13 protein-coding genes are annotated in these 18,324 nt (G+C 73.4%); 11 read left to right on the forward strand and 2 right to left on the reverse strand.

Going from position 1 to position 18,324, the window contains the following annotated elements; translation table 11 throughout:
- Window positions 1–73 precede the first annotated feature (73 nt).
- From rpsD to CPE01_RS02665, 9 genes are all read left to right on the forward strand, one after another.
- On the forward strand, window positions 74–700 hold the full coding sequence (gene rpsD, locus CPE01_RS02625) for a 30S ribosomal protein S4 (RefSeq protein ID WP_146805088.1): 627 nt from the start codon (window positions 74–76) through the stop codon (window positions 698–700).
- Window positions 701–888: 188 nt separating this feature from the next.
- Entirely contained in the window at window positions 889–1,257 is a 369-nt protein-coding gene (locus CPE01_RS02630) for a DUF948 domain-containing protein (RefSeq protein ID WP_146805089.1), read from the forward strand.
- Complete coding sequence (locus CPE01_RS02635; protein WP_146805090.1) at window positions 1,257–1,631, forward strand: hypothetical protein; 375 nt, start codon at window positions 1,257–1,259, stop codon at window positions 1,629–1,631. The genes CPE01_RS02630 and CPE01_RS02635 overlap by 1 nt, the downstream gene beginning before the upstream one ends.
- Before the next feature lie 104 nt (window positions 1,632–1,735).
- Window positions 1,736–4,432 carry an alanine--tRNA ligase gene (gene alaS, locus CPE01_RS02640; protein WP_146805091.1) on the forward strand — a complete coding sequence of 899 codons (2,697 nt, stop codon included), beginning with the start codon at window positions 1,736–1,738 and terminating at the stop codon, window positions 4,430–4,432.
- A 1-nt stretch (window position 4,433) separates the two neighbouring features.
- Complete coding sequence (gene ruvX / locus CPE01_RS02645; RefSeq protein ID WP_146805092.1) at window positions 4,434–5,024, forward strand: Holliday junction resolvase RuvX; 591 nt, start codon at window positions 4,434–4,436, stop codon at window positions 5,022–5,024.
- Window positions 5,021–6,217: an endolytic transglycosylase MltG gene (gene mltG, locus CPE01_RS02650; protein ID WP_146805093.1), complete on the forward strand. Its 1,197-nt coding sequence runs from the start codon at window positions 5,021–5,023 to the stop codon at window positions 6,215–6,217. Before ruvX ends, mltG (CPE01_RS02650) begins: the two co-directional genes overlap by 4 nt.
- Before the next feature lie 84 nt (window positions 6,218–6,301).
- On the forward strand, window positions 6,302–7,471 hold the full coding sequence (gene mltG, locus CPE01_RS02655; RefSeq protein WP_146805094.1) for an endolytic transglycosylase MltG: 1,170 nt from the start codon (window positions 6,302–6,304) through the stop codon (window positions 7,469–7,471).
- Complete coding sequence (locus CPE01_RS02660) at window positions 7,468–8,319, forward strand: shikimate dehydrogenase (RefSeq protein WP_146805095.1); 852 nt, start codon at window positions 7,468–7,470, stop codon at window positions 8,317–8,319. Before mltG (CPE01_RS02655) ends, CPE01_RS02660 begins: the two co-directional genes overlap by 4 nt.
- Window positions 8,320–8,379: 60 nt before the next feature.
- Window positions 8,380–10,050, forward strand: coding sequence for a cation:proton antiporter domain-containing protein (locus CPE01_RS02665; RefSeq protein WP_146805096.1), 1,671 nt, complete (start codon window positions 8,380–8,382; stop codon window positions 10,048–10,050).
- Between the two features lie 39 nt (window positions 10,051–10,089).
- Here CPE01_RS02665 and CPE01_RS02670 read toward each other — a convergent pair whose 3' ends face one another.
- Window positions 10,090–12,423 carry a glycosyl hydrolase family 95 catalytic domain-containing protein gene (locus CPE01_RS02670; RefSeq protein ID WP_146805097.1) on the reverse strand — a complete coding sequence of 778 codons (2,334 nt, stop codon included), beginning with the start codon at window positions 12,421–12,423 and terminating at the stop codon, window positions 10,090–10,092.
- Window positions 12,423–13,463, reverse strand: a complete 1,041-nt coding sequence (locus tag CPE01_RS02675; protein WP_146805098.1) for a LacI family DNA-binding transcriptional regulator — start codon at window positions 13,461–13,463, stop codon at window positions 12,423–12,425. The genes CPE01_RS02670 and CPE01_RS02675 overlap by 1 nt, the downstream gene beginning before the upstream one ends.
- Window positions 13,464–13,636: 173 nt before the next feature.
- Between CPE01_RS02675 and CPE01_RS02680 the strand changes: the two genes are divergently transcribed.
- Both CPE01_RS02680 and CPE01_RS02685 read left to right on the forward strand, forming a co-directional pair.
- A complete protein-coding gene (locus CPE01_RS02680) occupies window positions 13,637–15,259 on the forward strand; it encodes a GH39 family glycosyl hydrolase (protein ID WP_146805099.1) in 1,623 nt (540 codons plus the stop codon).
- 407 nt (window positions 15,260–15,666) lie between these two features.
- A complete protein-coding gene (locus CPE01_RS02685; RefSeq protein WP_186811378.1) occupies window positions 15,667–18,315 on the forward strand; it encodes an alpha/beta hydrolase-fold protein in 2,649 nt (882 codons plus the stop codon).
- Window positions 18,316–18,324 lie beyond the last annotated feature (9 nt).

Here is an 18,324-nt window from a genome sequence, read left to right on the forward strand (position 1 = left end):
GAAGGTCGGCCCCACGCCCACGGACGACCGTCCCGCCGGCGTGACGTCAACGAACACGACAGGAAGTACAGCTGTGAGCAGTGTGACCCGCTCGCGCCGCCAGGTCCGCCTGAGCCGCGCCCTCGGCCTGGCCCTGACGCCCAAGGCCGTCAAGCACTTCGAGAAGCGCCCCTACCCGCCCGGTGAGCACGGCCGTGCGCGTCGTCGCACCGAGTCGGACTACGCGGTCCGTCTGCGCGAGAAGCAGCGTCTGCGGGCCCAGTACGCGCTGCGCGAGAAGCAGCTCGCCCGTGCGTACCAGGACGCCCGCAAGGCCCCGGGCCTGACCGGTGAGGCGCTCGTCGAGATCCTCGAGACCCGCCTCGACGCGCTGGTCCTGCGCGCCGGCTTCGGCCGCACGATCCTGCAGGCGCGCCAGATCGTCGTGCACCGCCACATCCTCGTCGACGGCAAGATCGTCGACCGTCCGTCGTTCCGTGTGAAGCCGGGCCAGACCATCCAGGTCAAGCCGAAGAGCCAGGCGACCGTGCCGTTCCAGGTCGCCGCCGCCGGTGCGCACCGCGACGTCCTCCCCGCCGTCCCGGGCTACCTGGACGTCCAGCTCGAGAAGCTCTCGGCCGTCCTGGTCCGCGAGCCGAAGCGCGCGGAGATCCCCGTGACCTGCGAGGTCCAGCTCGTCGTCGAGTACTACGCCCGCTGACGCAGCCTGCACCACGTCACGGAGCCCCGTCGCGCCACGTGCGCGGCGGGGCTCCGTCGTCGCGTGGCCGCCACGCGGAGCCGACGAGCCCGTCGCGGTCGTCCTCGCGGCGGCCGCCGGCGTGTGTGTGGGCGCAGCGTGCGGCGGCGCGCAGGTAGGGTGCAACAGTCATCGAGGAAGGACGTGGGATGTCGGTCTCAGACGTCGCGGGGCTGATCGCGGCCATCGCCTTCGTGCTGCTCGTCGGCCTGCTCGCCGTCCCGCTGCTCAAGCTCGGCCGCGTCCTGGACGAGGCCCGCGGCTCGGTCAAGGAGCTCACGGACCACACCGTGCCGGTGCTCGACGAGACCGCGCAGCTCGTCGCGTCGTCGAACGGTCAGCTCGACAACGTCGACAAGGTGACCACGGCCGCGGCCCAGGTGTCGCAGAACGTGTCCGCGCTCACCGCGCTGTTCGCCGCCACGGTGGGCGGCCCGATGATCAAGGTCGCCGCGTTCTCCTACGGCGTGCGCCGCGCGTTCGGCGGGTTCGCCGCCGGGGCGCGCAAGGGCCGCTGATGCGTCGCCTGTTCTGGATCGGCGTGGGTGTCGCCCTGACCGTCGTCGTCGTGCGCAACGGGCGGCGGATCGCCGAGGCGTACCTGCCCGAGGGCACGACCGACGTCGTGGACGGGGCGACCCGGCTGACGCGTGCGGTGGCGACCGCGCGGTCGCAGTTCGCCGCGGGCTTCGCCGAGCGCGAGGCCGAGCTGCGGCACCAGCTCGTCGGTGACGCGGACGTCGACGAGCTGCGCGCCCAGCGCTCCCGGCACGTCGAGGAGCTCCGCGAGTCGTTCGGCTCGCGTCGCGCCCGTCCCGGCCGAGCCGCACCGTCCGACTGGGCGGGCCCCCTCGACGACCCCGACGACGACGGCGAGGCGGCCTTCTTCTAGACCGTCCGCACCCGACCGCCGCGTCCGCGCGACGGCACCCGCCCCGGGCACCCACGAGCCTGAACACCACCCGAGCACCACCACCGAGAACCACCGAGGACACCATGCGTACCGCCGAGATCCGCCAGCGCTGGCTCGACTACTTCTCCGCACGCGGCCACGCCGTCGTGCCGTCGGCTCCGCTCATCTCGCCGGACCCGTCGACGTTGTTCGTCATCGCGGGCATGGTCCCGTTCATCCCGTACATGCTGGGCGAGCAGACGCCGCCGTGGCCCCGCGCCACGAGCGTGCAGAAGTGCGTGCGCACCCTCGACATCGAGGAGGTCGGCAAGACCACGCGGCATGGCACGTTCTTCCAGATGAACGGCAACTTCTCCTTCGGTGACTACTTCAAGGAGGGGGCGATCACGTACGCCTGGGAGCTCGTCACGGGCAACCAGGCCGAGGGCGGGTACGGATTCGACCCCGACTCGATCTGGGTCACCGTGTACCACGACGACGACGAGGCGGCGGCGCTGTGGAAGCGCATCGCGGGACTGCCCGACGAGCGCATCCAGCGCCGCGGCATGCGCGACAACTTCTGGTCGACGGGCGCGCGCGGCCCCGCCGGTCCGTGCTCGGAGATCTACGTGGACCGCGGGCCGCAGTACGGCGCCGAGGGCGGCCCGGTCGTCGACGAGGACCGCTACCTCGAGATCTGGAACCTCGTGTTCATGCAGTACGAGCGCGACAACGGCGGGACCAAGGACGGGTTCCCGATCCTGGGCGAGCTCAAGCAGAAGAACATCGACACCGGCATGGGTCTGGAGCGCGTGGCGTACCTGCTGCAGGGCGTCGACAACATGTACGAGATCGACGAGGTCCGGCCGGTGATCGACGGCGCGGTCGGGCTGTCGGGCAAGCGGTACGGCGCGGACCACGAGGACGACGTGCGCATGCGCGTGGTGGCCGACCACGTCCGTTCCGGGCTCATGCTCATGGGCGACGGCGTCACGCCGTCCAACGAGGGCCGCGGCTACGTGCTGCGCCGCCTGCTGCGCCGCTCGATCCGCGCGATGCGCCTGCTGGGCGTCGACGACCCCGCGCTGCCGGTGCTGCTGCCGCTGAGCCGCGACGCGATGAGCGCGTCGTACCCGGAGCTCACGCGCGACTTCGACCGCATCAGCGCCGTCGCGTACGCGGAGGAGGAGTCGTTCCGGCGGACGCTCGCATCCGGCACGACGATCCTCGACACCGCGGTCGCGGGGGCGAAGGCCGCGGCCGGCGGCACGCCCGACGTGCGGCCCGTGCTCTCGGGCGCGGACGCGTTCCAGCTGCACGACACGTACGGCTTCCCGATCGACCTGACGCTCGAGATGGCGCAGGAGCACGGGGTCGACGTCGACCGCGAGGCGTTCCGGACGCTCATGGCCGAGCAGCGCGCGCGTGCCCGTGCGGACGCGCTCGCCAAGCGCGCCGGGCACGCGGACGTCGCGGCGTACCAGGACCTGCACGCGACGCTCTCGGAGTCGACGGCCAAGCCCGTCACCTTCGTGGGGTACACCGACGCGCAGGCGCGCTCGAAGGTCGTCGGCCTGCTCGTCGACGGCGTGCCCGCGCCCGCCGCGACGGCCCCTGCCGACGTCGAGGTCGTCCTCGACGTGACGCCGTTCTACGCCGAGGCGGGCGGTCAGCAGGCCGACACCGGCACGATCGTGCTCGACAACGGCGCACGCATCGAGGTCGACGACGTCCAGTCGCCCATCAAGGGCCTGTCGGTGCACCACGGCCGGCTGGTCGACGGCACCGTGACGCTCGGCGAGCCGGGCACGGCGTCGATCGACACCGCGCGTCGGCAGGCGATCGCGCGCGCCCACACCGCGACCCACCTGGTGCACAAGGCGCTGCACGAGTCGCTCGGCGAGACCGCGACCCAGGCCGGTTCGCTCAACGCGCCCAGCCGGCTGCGGTTCGACTTCCGCTCGCCGTCCGCCACGCCGTCGGAGGTCGTCGCGGAGATCGAGGCGCGCGTCAACGAGCGCCTGCAGGACGACCTCGAGGTCACCGACTCCATCAAGCCGATCGACGAGGCGCGCGCGATGGGCGCGATGGCGCTCTTCGGCGAGAAGTACGGCAACGAGGTCCGCGTCGTGTCCATCGGTGGCGACTGGTCGCTCGAGCTGTGCGCGGGCACGCACGTGAAGCGCTCGGGCGAGCTCGGCCTGGTGACCCTGCTGTCGGAGTCGGCGATCGGCTCCGGCGTGCGCCGCGTCGACGCGCTGGTCGGCGCGGGTGCCTACGGCTACCAGGCCAAGGAGCGCGCGCTCGTGGGGCAGCTGTCCGGCCTCCTCGGTGCGCGTCCCGACGAGCTCGCGGAGCGCGTCTCGGGCCTCATGACGAAGCTCAAGGAGTCCGAGAAGGAGCTCGCCGCGCTGCGCCAGGCCCAGGTGCTCGCGATGGCCGGCTCGCTCGCGTCGGGTGCCGAGCAGGTCGGGGTGACGCGCGTCGTCGCGTACGACGCGGGGGAGCAGTCGCCCGACGACCTGCGCACCCTCGTGCTCGACGTCCGCTCGCGGCTCGGCGAGTCCGCGCCGGCCGTGGTCGCGGTCGGCGGCGTCGCCAAGGGCCGCCCGGTCGTCGTCGTCGCGACGAACGCGGCCGCGCGCGAGGCGGGCCTCAAGGCCGGTGCGCTCGTGCGGACGGCGTCGCAGGTGCTGGGCGGCGGCGGCGGCGGCAAGGACGACCTGGCCCAGGGCGGTGGCACCGAGGTGGGTCGGCTCGCCGACGCGCTGGCCGCGGTGCGGGCCGCGGTCCAGGGCTGACGTGCCCGACGACTCGTCGGGAGCGGCGCACACCGAGGTCCCGATCCCTCGCGGGCCGCGCCTCGCGGTGGACGTCGGGACCGTGCGCGTCGGTCTCGCCGCGAGCGATCCCGACGGCCTCGTCGCGACGCCGGTCGAGACGCTCGCGCGGGACGCGCGCAAGCGCCCTGGACGCCTGCCCAAGGACATCGCCCGGATCGTGCGGGAGGCGCGCGAGCGGTGTGCGGAGTGTGTGTACGTCGGTCTGCCACGCCACCTCTCGGGGGCCGAAAGTGCGTCCTCGGCCGCGGCTCGCGCGTACGCTGACACACTGGCGCAGGCTGTCGCACCCGTCGAGGTGCGCATGGTCGACGAGCGGATGAGTACGGTGTCCGCTCATCAGGCGCTGCTGGCGTCCGGCCGATCCGGGCGCCGCCACCGTGACGTGGTCGACCAGGCCGCCGCGGTGGTGATCCTGCAGTACGCGTTGGACGCCGAGCGCGCGACGGGGCGACGCCCCGGTGAACGGGTGGAGGTCCGCCCGGAGCTCGGCACAGCGGGTATGGGGGCTGTGGGCGACGCGACGGACGACGGTGGAGCAACGCGCACGTGACCAACGGCAGCCAGACGCAGTGGTGGACGGCCGACGAAGCCCCTCGGGCTGACGTCGTCGTCCCCGGGGCGCCCGGACTCGCGCCGCAGGAACCTGAGCGCCGGCGGCGGCGCTCGTCGGAGCGGGTCGCGCAGGAGCGGGCTCGTCAGGAGGTGCGGCGGCGGCGGGTCGTGGTGATCCTCGTCGTCGTGGGACTGCTGGCCGGCGCGGGCTACGTGGTCGCGTCGCTGATGCGCGGCGAGGAGCCTGCGGTCGTGGGCGCCGAGTCCACGGCCGTCTCCGACTTCGACGGCCCGGGCCACGGCTCGGTCACGGTGACCATCCCGGCGGGCGCGGACGGCGCGGCGATCGGTGCGCTTCTCGAGGCCGCGGGGGTCGTCGCGGACGCCGACGTCTTCGCGTCCGTGTACGCCGCGAGCGGCGCGGCGGTCACGCCGGGCGCGTACGCGCTGCCGCTCGAGCTCAGCTCGGCCGACGCGGTGGACGCGCTGCGCGACCCCGCGGCCAAGGCGTCGCTCACCCTCACGATCGGCGAGGGCCTGACGTCGTGGCAGATCCTGGAGAAGATCAGCGAGAAGACCATGATCCCGCTCGCCGACCTGCAGGCTGCCGCGGCCGACCCGGCCGCGATCGGGCTACCCGAGCAGGCCGGCGGCAAGGTCGAGGGCTGGCTCGCGGCCGGGGAGTACGGCATCCCGTCCGACTGGGGCGCGGCCAAGGTGCTCAAGCAGCTCGTGGCGCGCACGGTCCAGATCCTGACGGACAAGGGCGTCGCCCCCGAGGCGTGGCAGACGGTCCTCACCAAGGCCTCGCTGGTCGAGCGCGAGATGACGATGGACGAGGCGCGACCGACGTTCGCGCGCGTGATCGAGAACCGGCTCGCCAAGGAGCGCACGCTCGAGATCGCCGCCTCCGTGTCGTACGGCGTGGGCAGCACGGCCGAGCCGACGCCCGCGATGCTCGAGGACACGAGCAACCCGTACAACACCTACAAGCACGTCGGGCTGCCGCCGTCCCCTATCGTGACGCCGGGGGCGGCTTCGCTCGACGCGGTGCTCCAGCCTGCCGAGGGGAGCTGGATGTTCTGGCTCGTGGTCGACGCGGACTCGGGCGAGACGAAGTTCGCGGTGACCTTCGACGAGCAGATGGAGAACCAGGCCGCGTTCGACGCGGCGCAAGCGGCAGACGGGTGACGAGGACCCGACGACCAGGACCCGGACGGACGACGTCCGGGACAGCCGCCCTCCCACGGGCGGCCGACGATGTGGAGAGCGGACGTGAGCGACAGTCAGACCGAGTGGTGGGCCCCGGCCCGTCCAGGAGCGAGCGAGGCGCCCGCTCCTGAGACGCGTCGCGCCCGCGACCGCGGCCGCGGCCGCGCCGAGCGCGCGCGCAAGGCTCGCCGTCGCCGCACGACCTGGGTGGTCCTCGTCGTGCTGCTGCTCGTCGGCGGCGCCGGGTACCTCGTGTGGTCGATGCTCGACGGCATGTTCGAGGGCAACGGGACCTCCGCCTCGCCGACCGACTTCCCCGGACCGGGGCACGGCTCCGTCGAGATCGTCGTCAACCCGGGTGACTCCGGGAAGGCGATCGGTCAGACGCTCAAGGACGCCGGTGTCGTGGCGTCGGTCTCGGCGTTCGTCTCGGCCTACGCCGCGAACCCGGGTGCGACGGGCATCCAGCCGGGCACCTACTCCATGCTGCTCGAGATCCCCGCGGCGGACGCCGTGACGTCGCTGCTCAACCCGGCGACGCGGGTCGAGACCAAGCTGACGGTCGTCGAGGGCAAGACGGCGAAGGAGATCTTCGCGGTCATCGCCGACAAGCTCGGCGTGTCCGCCGAGGACGTCGAGGCGGCGGTGGGTGACGGCTCGGCGATCGGCCTGCCCGCCGAGGCGCAGGGCGACGTGGAGGGGTGGCTGTTCCCCGCGACGTACGTCGTGCAGCCCGACGACGACGCGGTGGCGGTGCTGTCCGCGATGACCGCCAAGACGGTGCAGGTGCTGAACGACCTCGGGGTGCCGGAGGAGGACCGCGAGACGGTGCTCATCAAGGCGTCGCTCGTCGAGCGCGAGGGCAAGCTCGAGGAGGACCGCCCGAAGATCGCGCGCACCATCGAGAACCGTCTCGACGAGGACTGGACGCTCGGCATCGACGCCGCGGTCGCCTACGGCGCCGGCGTCAACGGGACCAAGCTGACCCAGGAGATGCTGAACGACACGACCAACCCGTACAACCTGCGCAAGATCAAGGGTCTGCCGCCGACGCCGATCGCGTCGCCCGGGACCGCGTCGATCGAGGCCGTCCTGCACCCCGCCGAGGGCGACTGGATGTACTGGTGCACGCCCAACCTCGACACGGGCGTGACGGTGTTCAGCGAGACCGAGGCCGAGCACGCGCAGTGCGTCGCCGACCTCAACGCCTGGCTGGAGGAGAACCCCCGGTGACGTCCGGAGTCACGCGACGGGCGGCCGTGCTCGGCCACCCCGTCGCGCACTCGCTGTCGCCCACGCTCCACCGTGCCGCGTACGCGGCGCTGGGGCTCGACGAGTGGGCGTACGACCCGGTCGACGTCACCGAGGAGCAGCTCGCGGACTTCGTCGCGGGGCTGTCCGACGAGTGGGTGGGCCTGAGCCTGACGATGCCGCTCAAGCAGACGGTCCTGCCGCTCCTGGACCACGTGGAGCCGCTCGCGCAGGTCGTGGGCGCGGTCAACACGGTGCTGCTGCAGGGCTCGGGTCCCGCACGCACGCTCGTCGGCGCGAACACGGACGTGCACGGCCTGGTCGCGGCGTTGCGCGAGGGGCTGGGCGAGGGCCGCACGGTCACCCGTGCGGTCGTGCTCGGCGCGGGGGCCACGGCGGCCTCCACGCTCGCCGCGCTGGCCGAGCTGGGCTGCACCCAGCCGCTCGTGCTCGTGCGCTCGGTCGCGCGCGCGGGCGGTCTGCTGCGGGCCGCGCACCGGATGGGCGTCTCCCCGGTGCTGCGCGCCCTCGACGACGCGCCGTCCGCCGTGCTCGACACGGACGTCGTGGTCTCGACGCTGCCGCCGCGCGCGGCCGACCCGGTCGCCGCGCAGCTCACGACCGCACCGGCGGGCGTGCTGCTCGACGTCGCGTACGACCCCCGGCCCACGGCACTGCACGCGCGCTGGTCCGAGCTCGGCGGCACGGCCGTCGGGGGCGAGAGGATGCTCCTGCACCAGGCGGCCGAGCAGGTTCGTCTCATGACCGGTCGCCCCGCGCCGATCGGTGACATGGACGCGGCGCTGGTGCGGGCCCTGGCCGAGCACTGACCCGCCGGCCGGGCCGAGCACCCGAAGCACTCCCGTTCGAGTCTGGTCGAGAGGAACCTGATGGCCGCAGCAGCGCTGTACCTCGGCGCGGCCGTCGTGGGCGGTCTCCTGGCGGTGCTCCTGCGCCTGCCTCCGCTCGTGGGGTTCCTGGCCGCGGGGTTTGCGCTCGGGGCCGGGGGAGCGCCCGAGCTGCCGTACCTCGAGGCGGTCGCCGACTTCGGCGTGGTCCTGCTGCTCTTCGCGATCGGCCTCAAGCTCGACGTGCGCACGCTGCTGCGTCGCGAGATCTGGCTGACGAGCGTCGTGCACATGGTCCTGAGCATCGCGATGGCGCTCGGCTTCCTGGGTCTGCTCTGGGTGGTCGGCTTCGGGCTCGTCGCGGACGAGTCGTTCGGGGCGCTCGCGCTGGTCGGCTTCGCGCTGTCGTTCTCCTCGACCGTCTTCGTCGTCAAGGTGCTCGACGACCGTTCGGACACCACGTCCCTGTACGGCCGGATCGCGGTCGGCGTGCTCGTGATGCAGGACGTGGCGGCGGTCGTGTTCCTCTCGCTGTCGAGCGGCGAGGCGCCGAGCCCGTGGGCGTTCCTGCTGTTCCTGCTGATCCCCGGCTCGTGGGTGCTGCACCGGATCTGGAACCGCGTCGGGCACGGGGAGCTCCAGGCGCTGTTCGGCGTGTTCGTCGCCGTGGTGCTGGGCTACGGGCTGTTCGAGCTCGTCGGGATCGACGGCGACGTCGGCGCGCTCGTCGTCGGCGTGCTGCTGTCCTCGCACCCGCAGGCAGGTGAGCTCTCGCGGTCCCTCATGACGTTCAAGGACCTCATGCTGGTGGCCTTCTTCGTCCAGATCGGGCTGCACGGCACGCCGCACGCCCTCGAGGTCGGGCTGGCCCTGCTGCTCCTGCTGCTGCTGCCGTTCCAGGTCGCCGCCTACGCGGTGGTGCTCTGGTTCATGCGCCTGCGGCGGCGGACGTCGTTCCTGGGTGGCCTCGTGCTGTCGAACTACTCCGAGTTCGGCATCATCGTCGCGGCCGTCGGTGCGAGCACCGGCCTGCTGGAGGAGCAGTGGGTCGTGGTCATCTCGCTCGCGGTCGCGTTCAGCTTCGGACTGTCGGCGATCGTCAACCGGCGCGGGGTCGAGCTCGCGACGAGGCTGTCGCGGCTGCTCCCGGTGCGGGACAGCGACCGCCTGCACCCGGACGACCGGCTCGTCGACATCGGCGAGGCGGACGCGCTCGTCCTCGGTCTCGGTCGCGTCGGCGCGTCCACCTACTCGCGGCTGCGCGACGAGTACGGACTGTCGGTCGTCGGCGTCGAGCACGACGCCACGCGCGTCGTGTCGCTCGAGGACGAGGGCTACGAGGTGGTCCGCGCGGACGCGACCGACCTCGAGTTCTGGACCCGCGTGCAGCGTGCCGGACGGGTCAAGGTCGCCGTCCTGGCGATGCCGTTCCACAACGCCAACCTCATCGCGCTCGCGCGGCTTCAGGCCGCGGGGTTCACGGGCCGCGTCGCCGCGGTCGCCCGGTACGACGACGACGTGGCCGAGCTCGAGCGGCACGGCGCCGACGCGGTCTTCCACCTGTACGGCTCCGCGGGCTTCGCGCTGGCGGACCACGCGGCCGAGGTCCTGCTTCCCGGTGCGAGCGCGCCCCCGACGACGCACCCGCCCGCGCGCCCGGGCGACGAGCTGGACGTCCTCGACCCGCTCAAGCCGCGCGACGAGCTCGACTGAGGGCGCGCGGCGTGGTGCAGGACGACGAGGTGCTCGGTGTCACGCCGCCCCGTCGGCCCACTGCAGCCGCACGGTCCTGGGGTCCGAGTCGACGGCCAGGCGCCCGGCAGGCAGGGCTGTCCCCGGCGTCGTGAACGGCCGTCCGGCGTCGAGCCGGACGCCGTGCGCGGGCGCCAGCCAGTCGGCCTCGGGCAGCCGTCGCACGGTCACGGTGCACCCGGCCGGGTCCCACTCCAGGCGGTCGACGACGACGCCGCCGCGGGCGCGCAGCCCGGTCACGCTGCCCGTCGGCCAGGCGCTCGGCAGCGCGGGCAGGAGGGTCAGGGCGTCGGACGTCGACGCGAGGAGCATCGCCGCGACCAGGGCGGGCAGGCCGCCGCTCGCGTCGAGGTTGAAGATCGAGCCCGCGTCGTGGGTCGTCGTCAGCGCCGGCCGCCACTGGTCCACCGCGAGCCACTCGACGCACCGCAGCGCAGCCCCGGCGTCGCCGAGCGCGGCAGCGGCCAGCCCCACCTGCACGAGCCCGAACGCCATCTCCATACGGCCGGGCGGCGGCGTCGGGTCCGCGGCGCGCCATGCGATCTTGGCGTGCACGGTGGCTCGCGCGGCCGCTCGCAGCGGTGCGCCCGCGGGGCCGACGAACGCGGGGTCCGGCTCGTACCAGAGCGGGTACAGGTGCGACGTGTGGCGGTGCGCGTGCTCCTGCGCGCACCCGTCGGCGATCCACTCGGCGAGCGTCCCGTCGTCGGCCACGCGGTAGGCGGGAAGCACGTCGACGAGTGCCGCCCAGCGCTCGTCGAGACGGTGGTCGTCGCGCGCCGCGGCGAGCACGGCACTCGCGCGGGCCGCGTCGCGCAGGATCGCGACGTCGATCGTGGCGTCCGCGGCGATCGGCCCGGCGGCGCCCGCCGGCGTGTTCTCGGGTGAGTACGAGGGCACCAGGTGGCGCCGCCCGCCGACGAGCACGGTCGACGTCTCCGCGAACCGCAGCACGCCCTCCGCCAGCGCCCACACGCGGTCGTCGACGATCGAGCGGTCGCCCGTGGTGGAGACGAGGTCCGCCGCGAGGCGCAGCACCCACCCCCCGCAGCCCGTCCAGAACGCGTGGGGGTAGGCCGCGCTCAGGTGGTCGGCCCGGCCGTGCGTCGACATGCGCGCGGGCAGCAGCATCCCCTCGGCGCCGAACACCCGGCGGGCGTTCTCCCGGTAGTCGTCGAGGTGGGCGAGCACGAGCGTCAGCAGGGACCGCGCGAGCTCGGGCGTGCCGGTGGGGACGAGCCCGGCCATCCCGCCGTTCTGGAGGTTGCCGTTGAGGGTGTAGTCCGCGGACCACGCCGGTCGCCACGTGCCCTGCCAGACGCCCTGCAGGGTCGGCGGGAGCTCACCGGTGGCCGCGACCGCGTGGGCGCGGCCGGACAGGTACGCGACCTCCACGGCACGGCGACGCGCGGCGGGGTCTCCCGCGCGCGCGGCGGCCCAGACGTCCTCGGTCGTCGGTCCGCCGACCGGGGCCCGCAGGTCGATCTCGGACGCCGACACGAGGCGGCCGTGCGTCGCGGCCTGCCGGCGCCGCAGCGACGCCCAGTCGACCTCGGCGTGCCCGGGCGGCGGGGGAGCGATGCCCGAGGTCCGCACGTCGACGTCGACCCGCACGGCCCGACGCCCGCCCGCGGGCACGACCAGCCGCGACGTGAGCGCGCGCGTCCCTGTCGTCCACTCGCCCGCGCCGCGCACGGTGACCGTGGCCGAGGCCGCACGCGTCGCTGCCTCGAGCCGGGCGTCGCGGCCTGCGGTGAGCGTCGTCGTGACCGCGCTCGAGGAGTCCGCCCCTCCGGTGTCGAGGGCGGTCTCGAGCGCGCCGCCGAGGGCGAGCGTCAGGTCGACGACGACCGCACGGTCCGACTCGACCGCGACCCACACCGTCTCCTCGTCGCGCGGGGTCAGGACCCGCACGACGCACCGGCCGTCGCGGTCGTCGGCGAGGTCGACCGCGATCTCGCCGAGGTGCAGGTCGGTCGAGCGCTCCCGGACCCGGGTGACGCCCGCGACCGCGATCGTGAGGGTCGCGCAGATGCCGAGAGGGTCGGTCCAGACGAGGCCCTCGGGGTAGCCGTTCGCGTCGAGGCCCTGCGTGAGGAGCGTTCCGGCGCGCGCCGCGTCACCCGCGACCACGGCTCGCCGCAGGCCGTCGAGGACAGGACGCAGGTCCGGTGCGGGCGGGCGGGGGTTGACCGGAACGAAGAACCGCTCGTGGCTGATCGTGACGACCTGCTGCTGGGCGGCGCCGTGGAGGACGGCGCCGACCCGGCCGCTGCCGGTGATCAGTCCGTGCTCCCACGTGGGCGCCGGGGTGCGGGTGCGGAACGTGCCCATCACGACGCCGGGGCGGGCGCGGTCGACTCGCGCACGACGAGCGAGGTGGCGAGCTGGACGTACCGGGACGCGGGCTCGGTCCCCGCGGCCATCGTGAGGACCGTCTCGACGGCGACGCGGCCCATCCCGGTCAGCGGCTGGTGCACGGACGTCAGGGGTGGCGAGGTCCACGCGGCCTGCGGGGTGTCGTCGAACCCGACCACGCTGAGCCGGGCGGGCACCGGGACGTCGAGCTCGCGCGCGGCGACCAGCACGCCGACCGCGATCTCGTCGTCGCCCGCGAGCACCGCCGTCGGCGGGTGCGCCGACGACAGCAGGTCCCGACCGCAGGTCCGGCCGGTCTCGACGGAGAAGTGGCCGTGCCGGACGAGGCCGTGGTCCAGCTCGATCCCGGCCGAGTCGAGCGCGGCGCGGTAGCCGTGGAACCGTTCGCGAGCGGCCGCCGAGCTCGTCGGGCCGCCCACCCAGGCGATCCGACGGTGCCCGAGCTCCACCAGGTGCTCGGTGGCCGTGCGGCCGCCGGCCCAGTTGGTCGAGCCGACGCTCACGACGTCGGGCGCGTCGAGGTCGACAGGGTCGACCATGACGAACGGGATGCCTGCCTCCGCGGCTGCCGCCAGGAGCGCGGTCGGCGTCCCGAGGGTCAGGCCGATGATGCCGACGACGCCGGCCGCCTGCTGCTCGGACATCCACGCGCGCGCGGCGGCGGGTGTCCCGCGCACGGCGTGCTCGGGCGCGAGCCGCACGAGCAGGGTCGTCTGCGCGGCCGTGGCCGCGGCGAGGACCCCCTGCAGGACGTGCGTGAGGTAGGGCGAGTCGAGGGCGTCGACGACGGCGGCCAGTGTCCGGGGGCGGGGGAGGTTCCACTGCGACGCCGGGGGCCGGTAACCGAGCTCGTCGACCGCGGCGAGCACACGGGCGCGGGTGTCGGCGGCGACGTCGCTGCGCTCGTTGAGCACCTTGGAGACCGTGCCCTTCGTGACGCCCGCCGCGCGCGCGACGTCGACCAGGGTCACGCGTGCCTGCGGTCGGCCCGCCATGGTGCTCCTCCCGTTCCGAAACTCGTTTCGAGGCTAGCGGCCGCGCGGCGGAAAGGTCAACGCGGCCGACCGCAGCGATGCCCGTTGACGTCGCCGTCGACACTCGATACCGTCCCCGGCGAAGCCGCGACGTTGCGAAACTGTTGCGACCAGACGAGCACCGGGAGCGACACATGACCTCACCGCGACTGCGCATCGACGGGCGCGACGCCGACGACCGGGCACTGCCGCACGTGTGGAGCTACTGCGTCGGCGCCGGCCGCGCCAACGAGGCCCTGCGCGCCGACTGGCAGGAGCACTTCCGCGAGGCGGTGACGACGCTCGGCGTCCGACGCGTGCGCTTCCACGGCCTGTTCCACGACGACATGTTCGTGTACCGCGCGAACGACGGCGGCGGCTTCGGCCCGCCGACGCCGTTCGACGAGCCGCGGTACACGTTCAGCTACGTCGACAAGGTCGTCGACTTCATCCTCGAGGCCGGGGCGCAGCCCTTCGTCGAGCTCGGGTTCATGCCGCGTGAGCTCGCCACCCAGACCGAGACGCTCTTCTGGTGGAAGGCCCACTGCAGCCCGCCCACCGACATGGCGCGATGGGTCGAGCTGGTCACCGCGACGCTCGAGCACTGGGTCGAGCGGTACGGCATCGACGAGGTCCGCCAGTGGCGGTTCGAGATCTGGAACGAGCCGAACCTCGTGCCGCACTTCTGGACCGGCAGCCGCACGGAGTACTTCGAGCTCTACGAGGCGACCGCGCGCGCGGTCAAGGCCGTCGACCCCCGGCTCGTGGTCGGCGGGCCGTCGACGAGCGTGTTCGTGCCCGACGACCGCTACAAGGGCGAGTTCGAGGACCGCGCCGCCGAGCACGCCACCGCGGCGTCGACCGACGTGGACGCGCTCGACTGGCGACCGGTGTGGATCCACGAGCTGATCGAGTGGTGCCGCGAGCGGGACGTGCCGCTCGACTTCCTGTCCACGCACCTGTACCCGACCGACTTCGCCTTCGGGTCCGACGGCGAGCTGCACCACATCCAGCGGCACGTCGACGCGACGTACCAAGACCTGACGCTGCTGCGCGACGTCATCGCCGCGAGCCCGTTCCCGGACGCCGAGCTGCACATCACGGAGTGGTCGAGCTCGCCGTCGAGCCGCGACGCGATGCACGACACCGTGTTCGCCGCCGCGTACATCACGCGCGCGTTCCTGCGTGGCGCGGCGCTCGCCGACTCGATCTCGTACTGGACGTTCACCGACGTGTTCGAGGAGGGCGGCGCGGGCGTCGGCCCGTTCCACGGCGGGTTCGGGCTCGTCAACACGCAGGGGATCCACAAGCCGACGTTCCACGCCATGGCGATGCTCGCCCGGCTCGGCGACCGCGAGGTCGCGGCCCTGCCGTACGGCACGATCACGCAGCACGCCGACTCGGGCGACGTCGCGGCGGTGTTCGTCAACTACCCGCAGGACATGGGCACGCGCGGCATCGGGTCCGAGATCACGTACGAGGCCACGCGTCGGCTCCAGGACCACGGGCCGAGCCTGCACGTGCAGCACACCGTCGAAGGCCTTGCCCCGGGTGCCGTGTACCGGCTCGAGCAGGTCGACTGGGATCACGGGAACGTCGCCGAGGCCTGGTACCGGATGGGTGCCCCGCTCAACCTCACGCGCGACGAGGAGTCACAGCTGCGAGCGGTGGCGGACGACCTCGCGCGGGCCGAGCTCACGGTGGGGCCGGACGGCGTGCTCACCATCGACGTCGACCTGCCGCCGTGGGCGGTCATGTCCGTCAGCCGTTCGCGCTAGTGGTTGCTTCGCCCTACCGCTTGACGCGAATCGGTGCGTACCGCGACGATGCGGACATCCCACTTCGACCTCGCGGCGAACAGGCGGACGGCGCTCCTACACCGGTGTAGAAGTGCAGTCCGGTTCGCCGGGCCGGATCGGGTGTCGGGCTCTACATCGGTGTAGAGCCCACGAAGGGGCACGTCGTGGACGCCGCCGGCGCCCACGTTCCTTCCGGGGGGAGAGCGACGCGGCTCCGGCCTCGTGCCGGGACGGGACCCGCGTGCGCCGTCCCGCCGGTCGACGACCGAGGAGATCACGTGATGCGGATGACTCGCAGGGGGCCGGGCGACCGGCACGGAACGTCGAGACGGACAGGGCAGCGAGGGACCGAGCAGCGAGCGACACGGCAGCGAAGGGCGGCGGCGATGATGACGGGAACGGCGCTCGTCGTGGGTGCGGCAGCCCTGCCGTCCACAGCGTCCGCGGCGGACGGCCCGGCCGCGGACCCGTGGGTGTCGACCATCCCCGAGGGCTACCACCGGTTCACCGCACCCCAGGCCGACGTCGAGGAGATCGTCGGCACCCGCCCCGCGGTGCTCGAGCTGCAGGGGAACATCGGCCCGAGCGGCACGTGGTCCGACCTCGCGATGGACCCGAGCGGGTCGAGCTACCACGCGACGGTCGGCCCGCTCGCACCGGGCCTGTACTACTACCAGTACACGGCGACCGAGGCGGACCGGACCAAGCACTCCTTCCGCACCCCCGGCACGCCCGTGGCGGTGACCTCCCACCCGGCGTGGAACACGCTGTTCGTGCCGGGGCCGTCGGTCCAGTGGATGGCGGACCTGCCGTCGGGCGGCACGGTCGACGAGCTCACCTACGACAGCCCCGTGACCGACGACGAGACGACGACGCTCGTCTGGACCCCGCCGGGCTACGACGGCGACCGCGTGGACCCGTACCCCGTGCTCTACCTGCTCGCGGACTCCAGCCAGACCTTCCGCGAGTGGGCCGAGCTCGGCCGCGTCCCGCAGGTGCTGGACAACCTCGCGGCCGAGGGGCGCCTCGAGCCCATGGTCGTCGTCATGGCACAGGTGAGCGGCAGCGACCCGCGCACCGAGCTGCTCGACGGCGTCGTCGCCGCGACTCGCGACGCGTACCACGTGGCGGGGGACGGCAGCGGTCAGGCCGTCGCGGGGATCCGGGCGGGCGCGCAGCAGGCGCTCACCGTGCTCCGCAGCGACCCAGGGACGTTCGGCGCGGTCGGGTCGTTCTCCGGCCGTCTCACCGGCACGATCAGCGCGTCCACCGCTCGTGAGATCAACGACGGCACGGACCTGCTGCGCATCTACGTGGGCAACGTGCTCGACCCGGCGTACAACCAGAACGACGCGCTCCTGAAGACGCTCGCCCGCGCGGGCGTCGAGCACGACTTCGACGGCGTCGACCCCGCGCAGGGCGGCACCTGGGACACGTGGCGCTCCGGGCTGCGCGACTTCGCCTCCCGCGTGTTCCAGGACGACCCGGGCCACGAGCCGCGCGACGGCCACCGGCCGCTCGACGGGCCGTACACCGCGCCCGCGCCGGGGTCGATCACGCTCCCGCACGTGGACGAGCACGGCATCGTGACGTTCGAGACGGGCACGCAGTGGGCCGACGCGAAGGACGTCACGGTCTGGGCGAACTGGGCACCGAACGGTGCCTGGTTCCGGGTGCCGATGACGAAGGTCGGCGATCGCTGGCGCGTCTCGATGGGGCCGCTCGACGGCTTCTACTACTACCGGTACGTGGTGGACGGCGTCGACGAGAAGGACCCCGAGGACACGGTCAACACCCTCACCGGCGTCAGCCCGCTGTTCGTGCCGGGCAAGACCGACCACATGCTCGGCGACGTGCCCGCCGGGCAGGGCGGAGACCTGTCGGTGCTCACGTACGACAGTGCCGTAGCGAACGAGGAGCGGTCCGCGTACGTGTGGACCCCGCCCGGCTACGACGCGGACCGCGCCGAGCCATACCCGGTCCTGTACCTCAACCACGGCGGAGGCCAGAGCTGGGGCGACTGGGTCGAGGTCGGTCGGGCCAAGCAGATCCTCGACCACCACTCGATCGACGGCGCGATCGTGCCGATGGTCGTCGTGATGGGGAACGGCAACGTGCCCGACTTCCCGGCGGAGCTGCTCGACAACCTGGCACCCGCGGCGCGCGCGAAGTACAACATCGCGTCCGACCCGGACCACCAGGCACTCGCCGGCCTGTCCCTGGGCGCCCTGCGCACCCTGGACACATGGCTGACCCGCCCCGGTCAGTTCGGCTGGATCGGGGCGTTCTCCGGCGGTCTGTTCTTCGGGGCGCCCGAGTTCGACGCGGCAGCGGTGAACAAGAACACGCGCCTGGCCCGGATCTACACGGGCGACGTCTTCGACTTCGCCTACCAGTCGGTGATGGACACGATGGACCTGCTGTCCGAGGCCGGGGTGAAGTACGAGTTCGCCGGCGTCACGCCCGGGCCGCACGGGTTCGACACGTGGCAGGCGAACCTCATCGACTTCGTCCCGCGGCTGTTCCGCGAGGTGCCGCCCGAGGGCATCGAGCTGCGGGCCGTCGTCCCGGAGCAGGAGGAGGGCGTCCTGGCTCTGTCCGTGGCCGACCACGGCGACGGCGTCACGCTCACGCCCGCCACCCACGCCGGTGACCGGCTGCGGTTCCGGGGTGCGCTGCCCGCCGTGACCGTGACGGACTCGCGGACCGTGGCCCAGGCGGGCGCGAGCGGGTGGGCGGTCGCCGGTCAGGCGCACACGTTCACGTCCGACACGCGGGTGTTCGGTGCCGAGCACCTCGGGTGGAGCCCGCGCGTGGGCACCCCACGCCCGGGTCTCGCCGCGGGCGCCGCACGGGCGACCTTCCTGAGCGGCGGGCAGGGGCTCGTCGTGCCGGGTCGGCTCGCCTCGGCGACACCCGAGGGGCGGTTCGGCTCGGCCACGCTGGGCGCGGACCTCACGCTCGAGGTGCCGGTCGACACCGCGCCGGGCAGCTACGCCGGGACGCTGACCCTGACCCTGTTCCCGGTCGACTGACCCGACCAG

The organism is Cellulomonas persica (assembly GCF_007989825.1).
GTDB classification, from domain to species: domain Bacteria; phylum Actinomycetota; class Actinomycetes; order Actinomycetales; family Cellulomonadaceae; genus Cellulomonas; species Cellulomonas persica.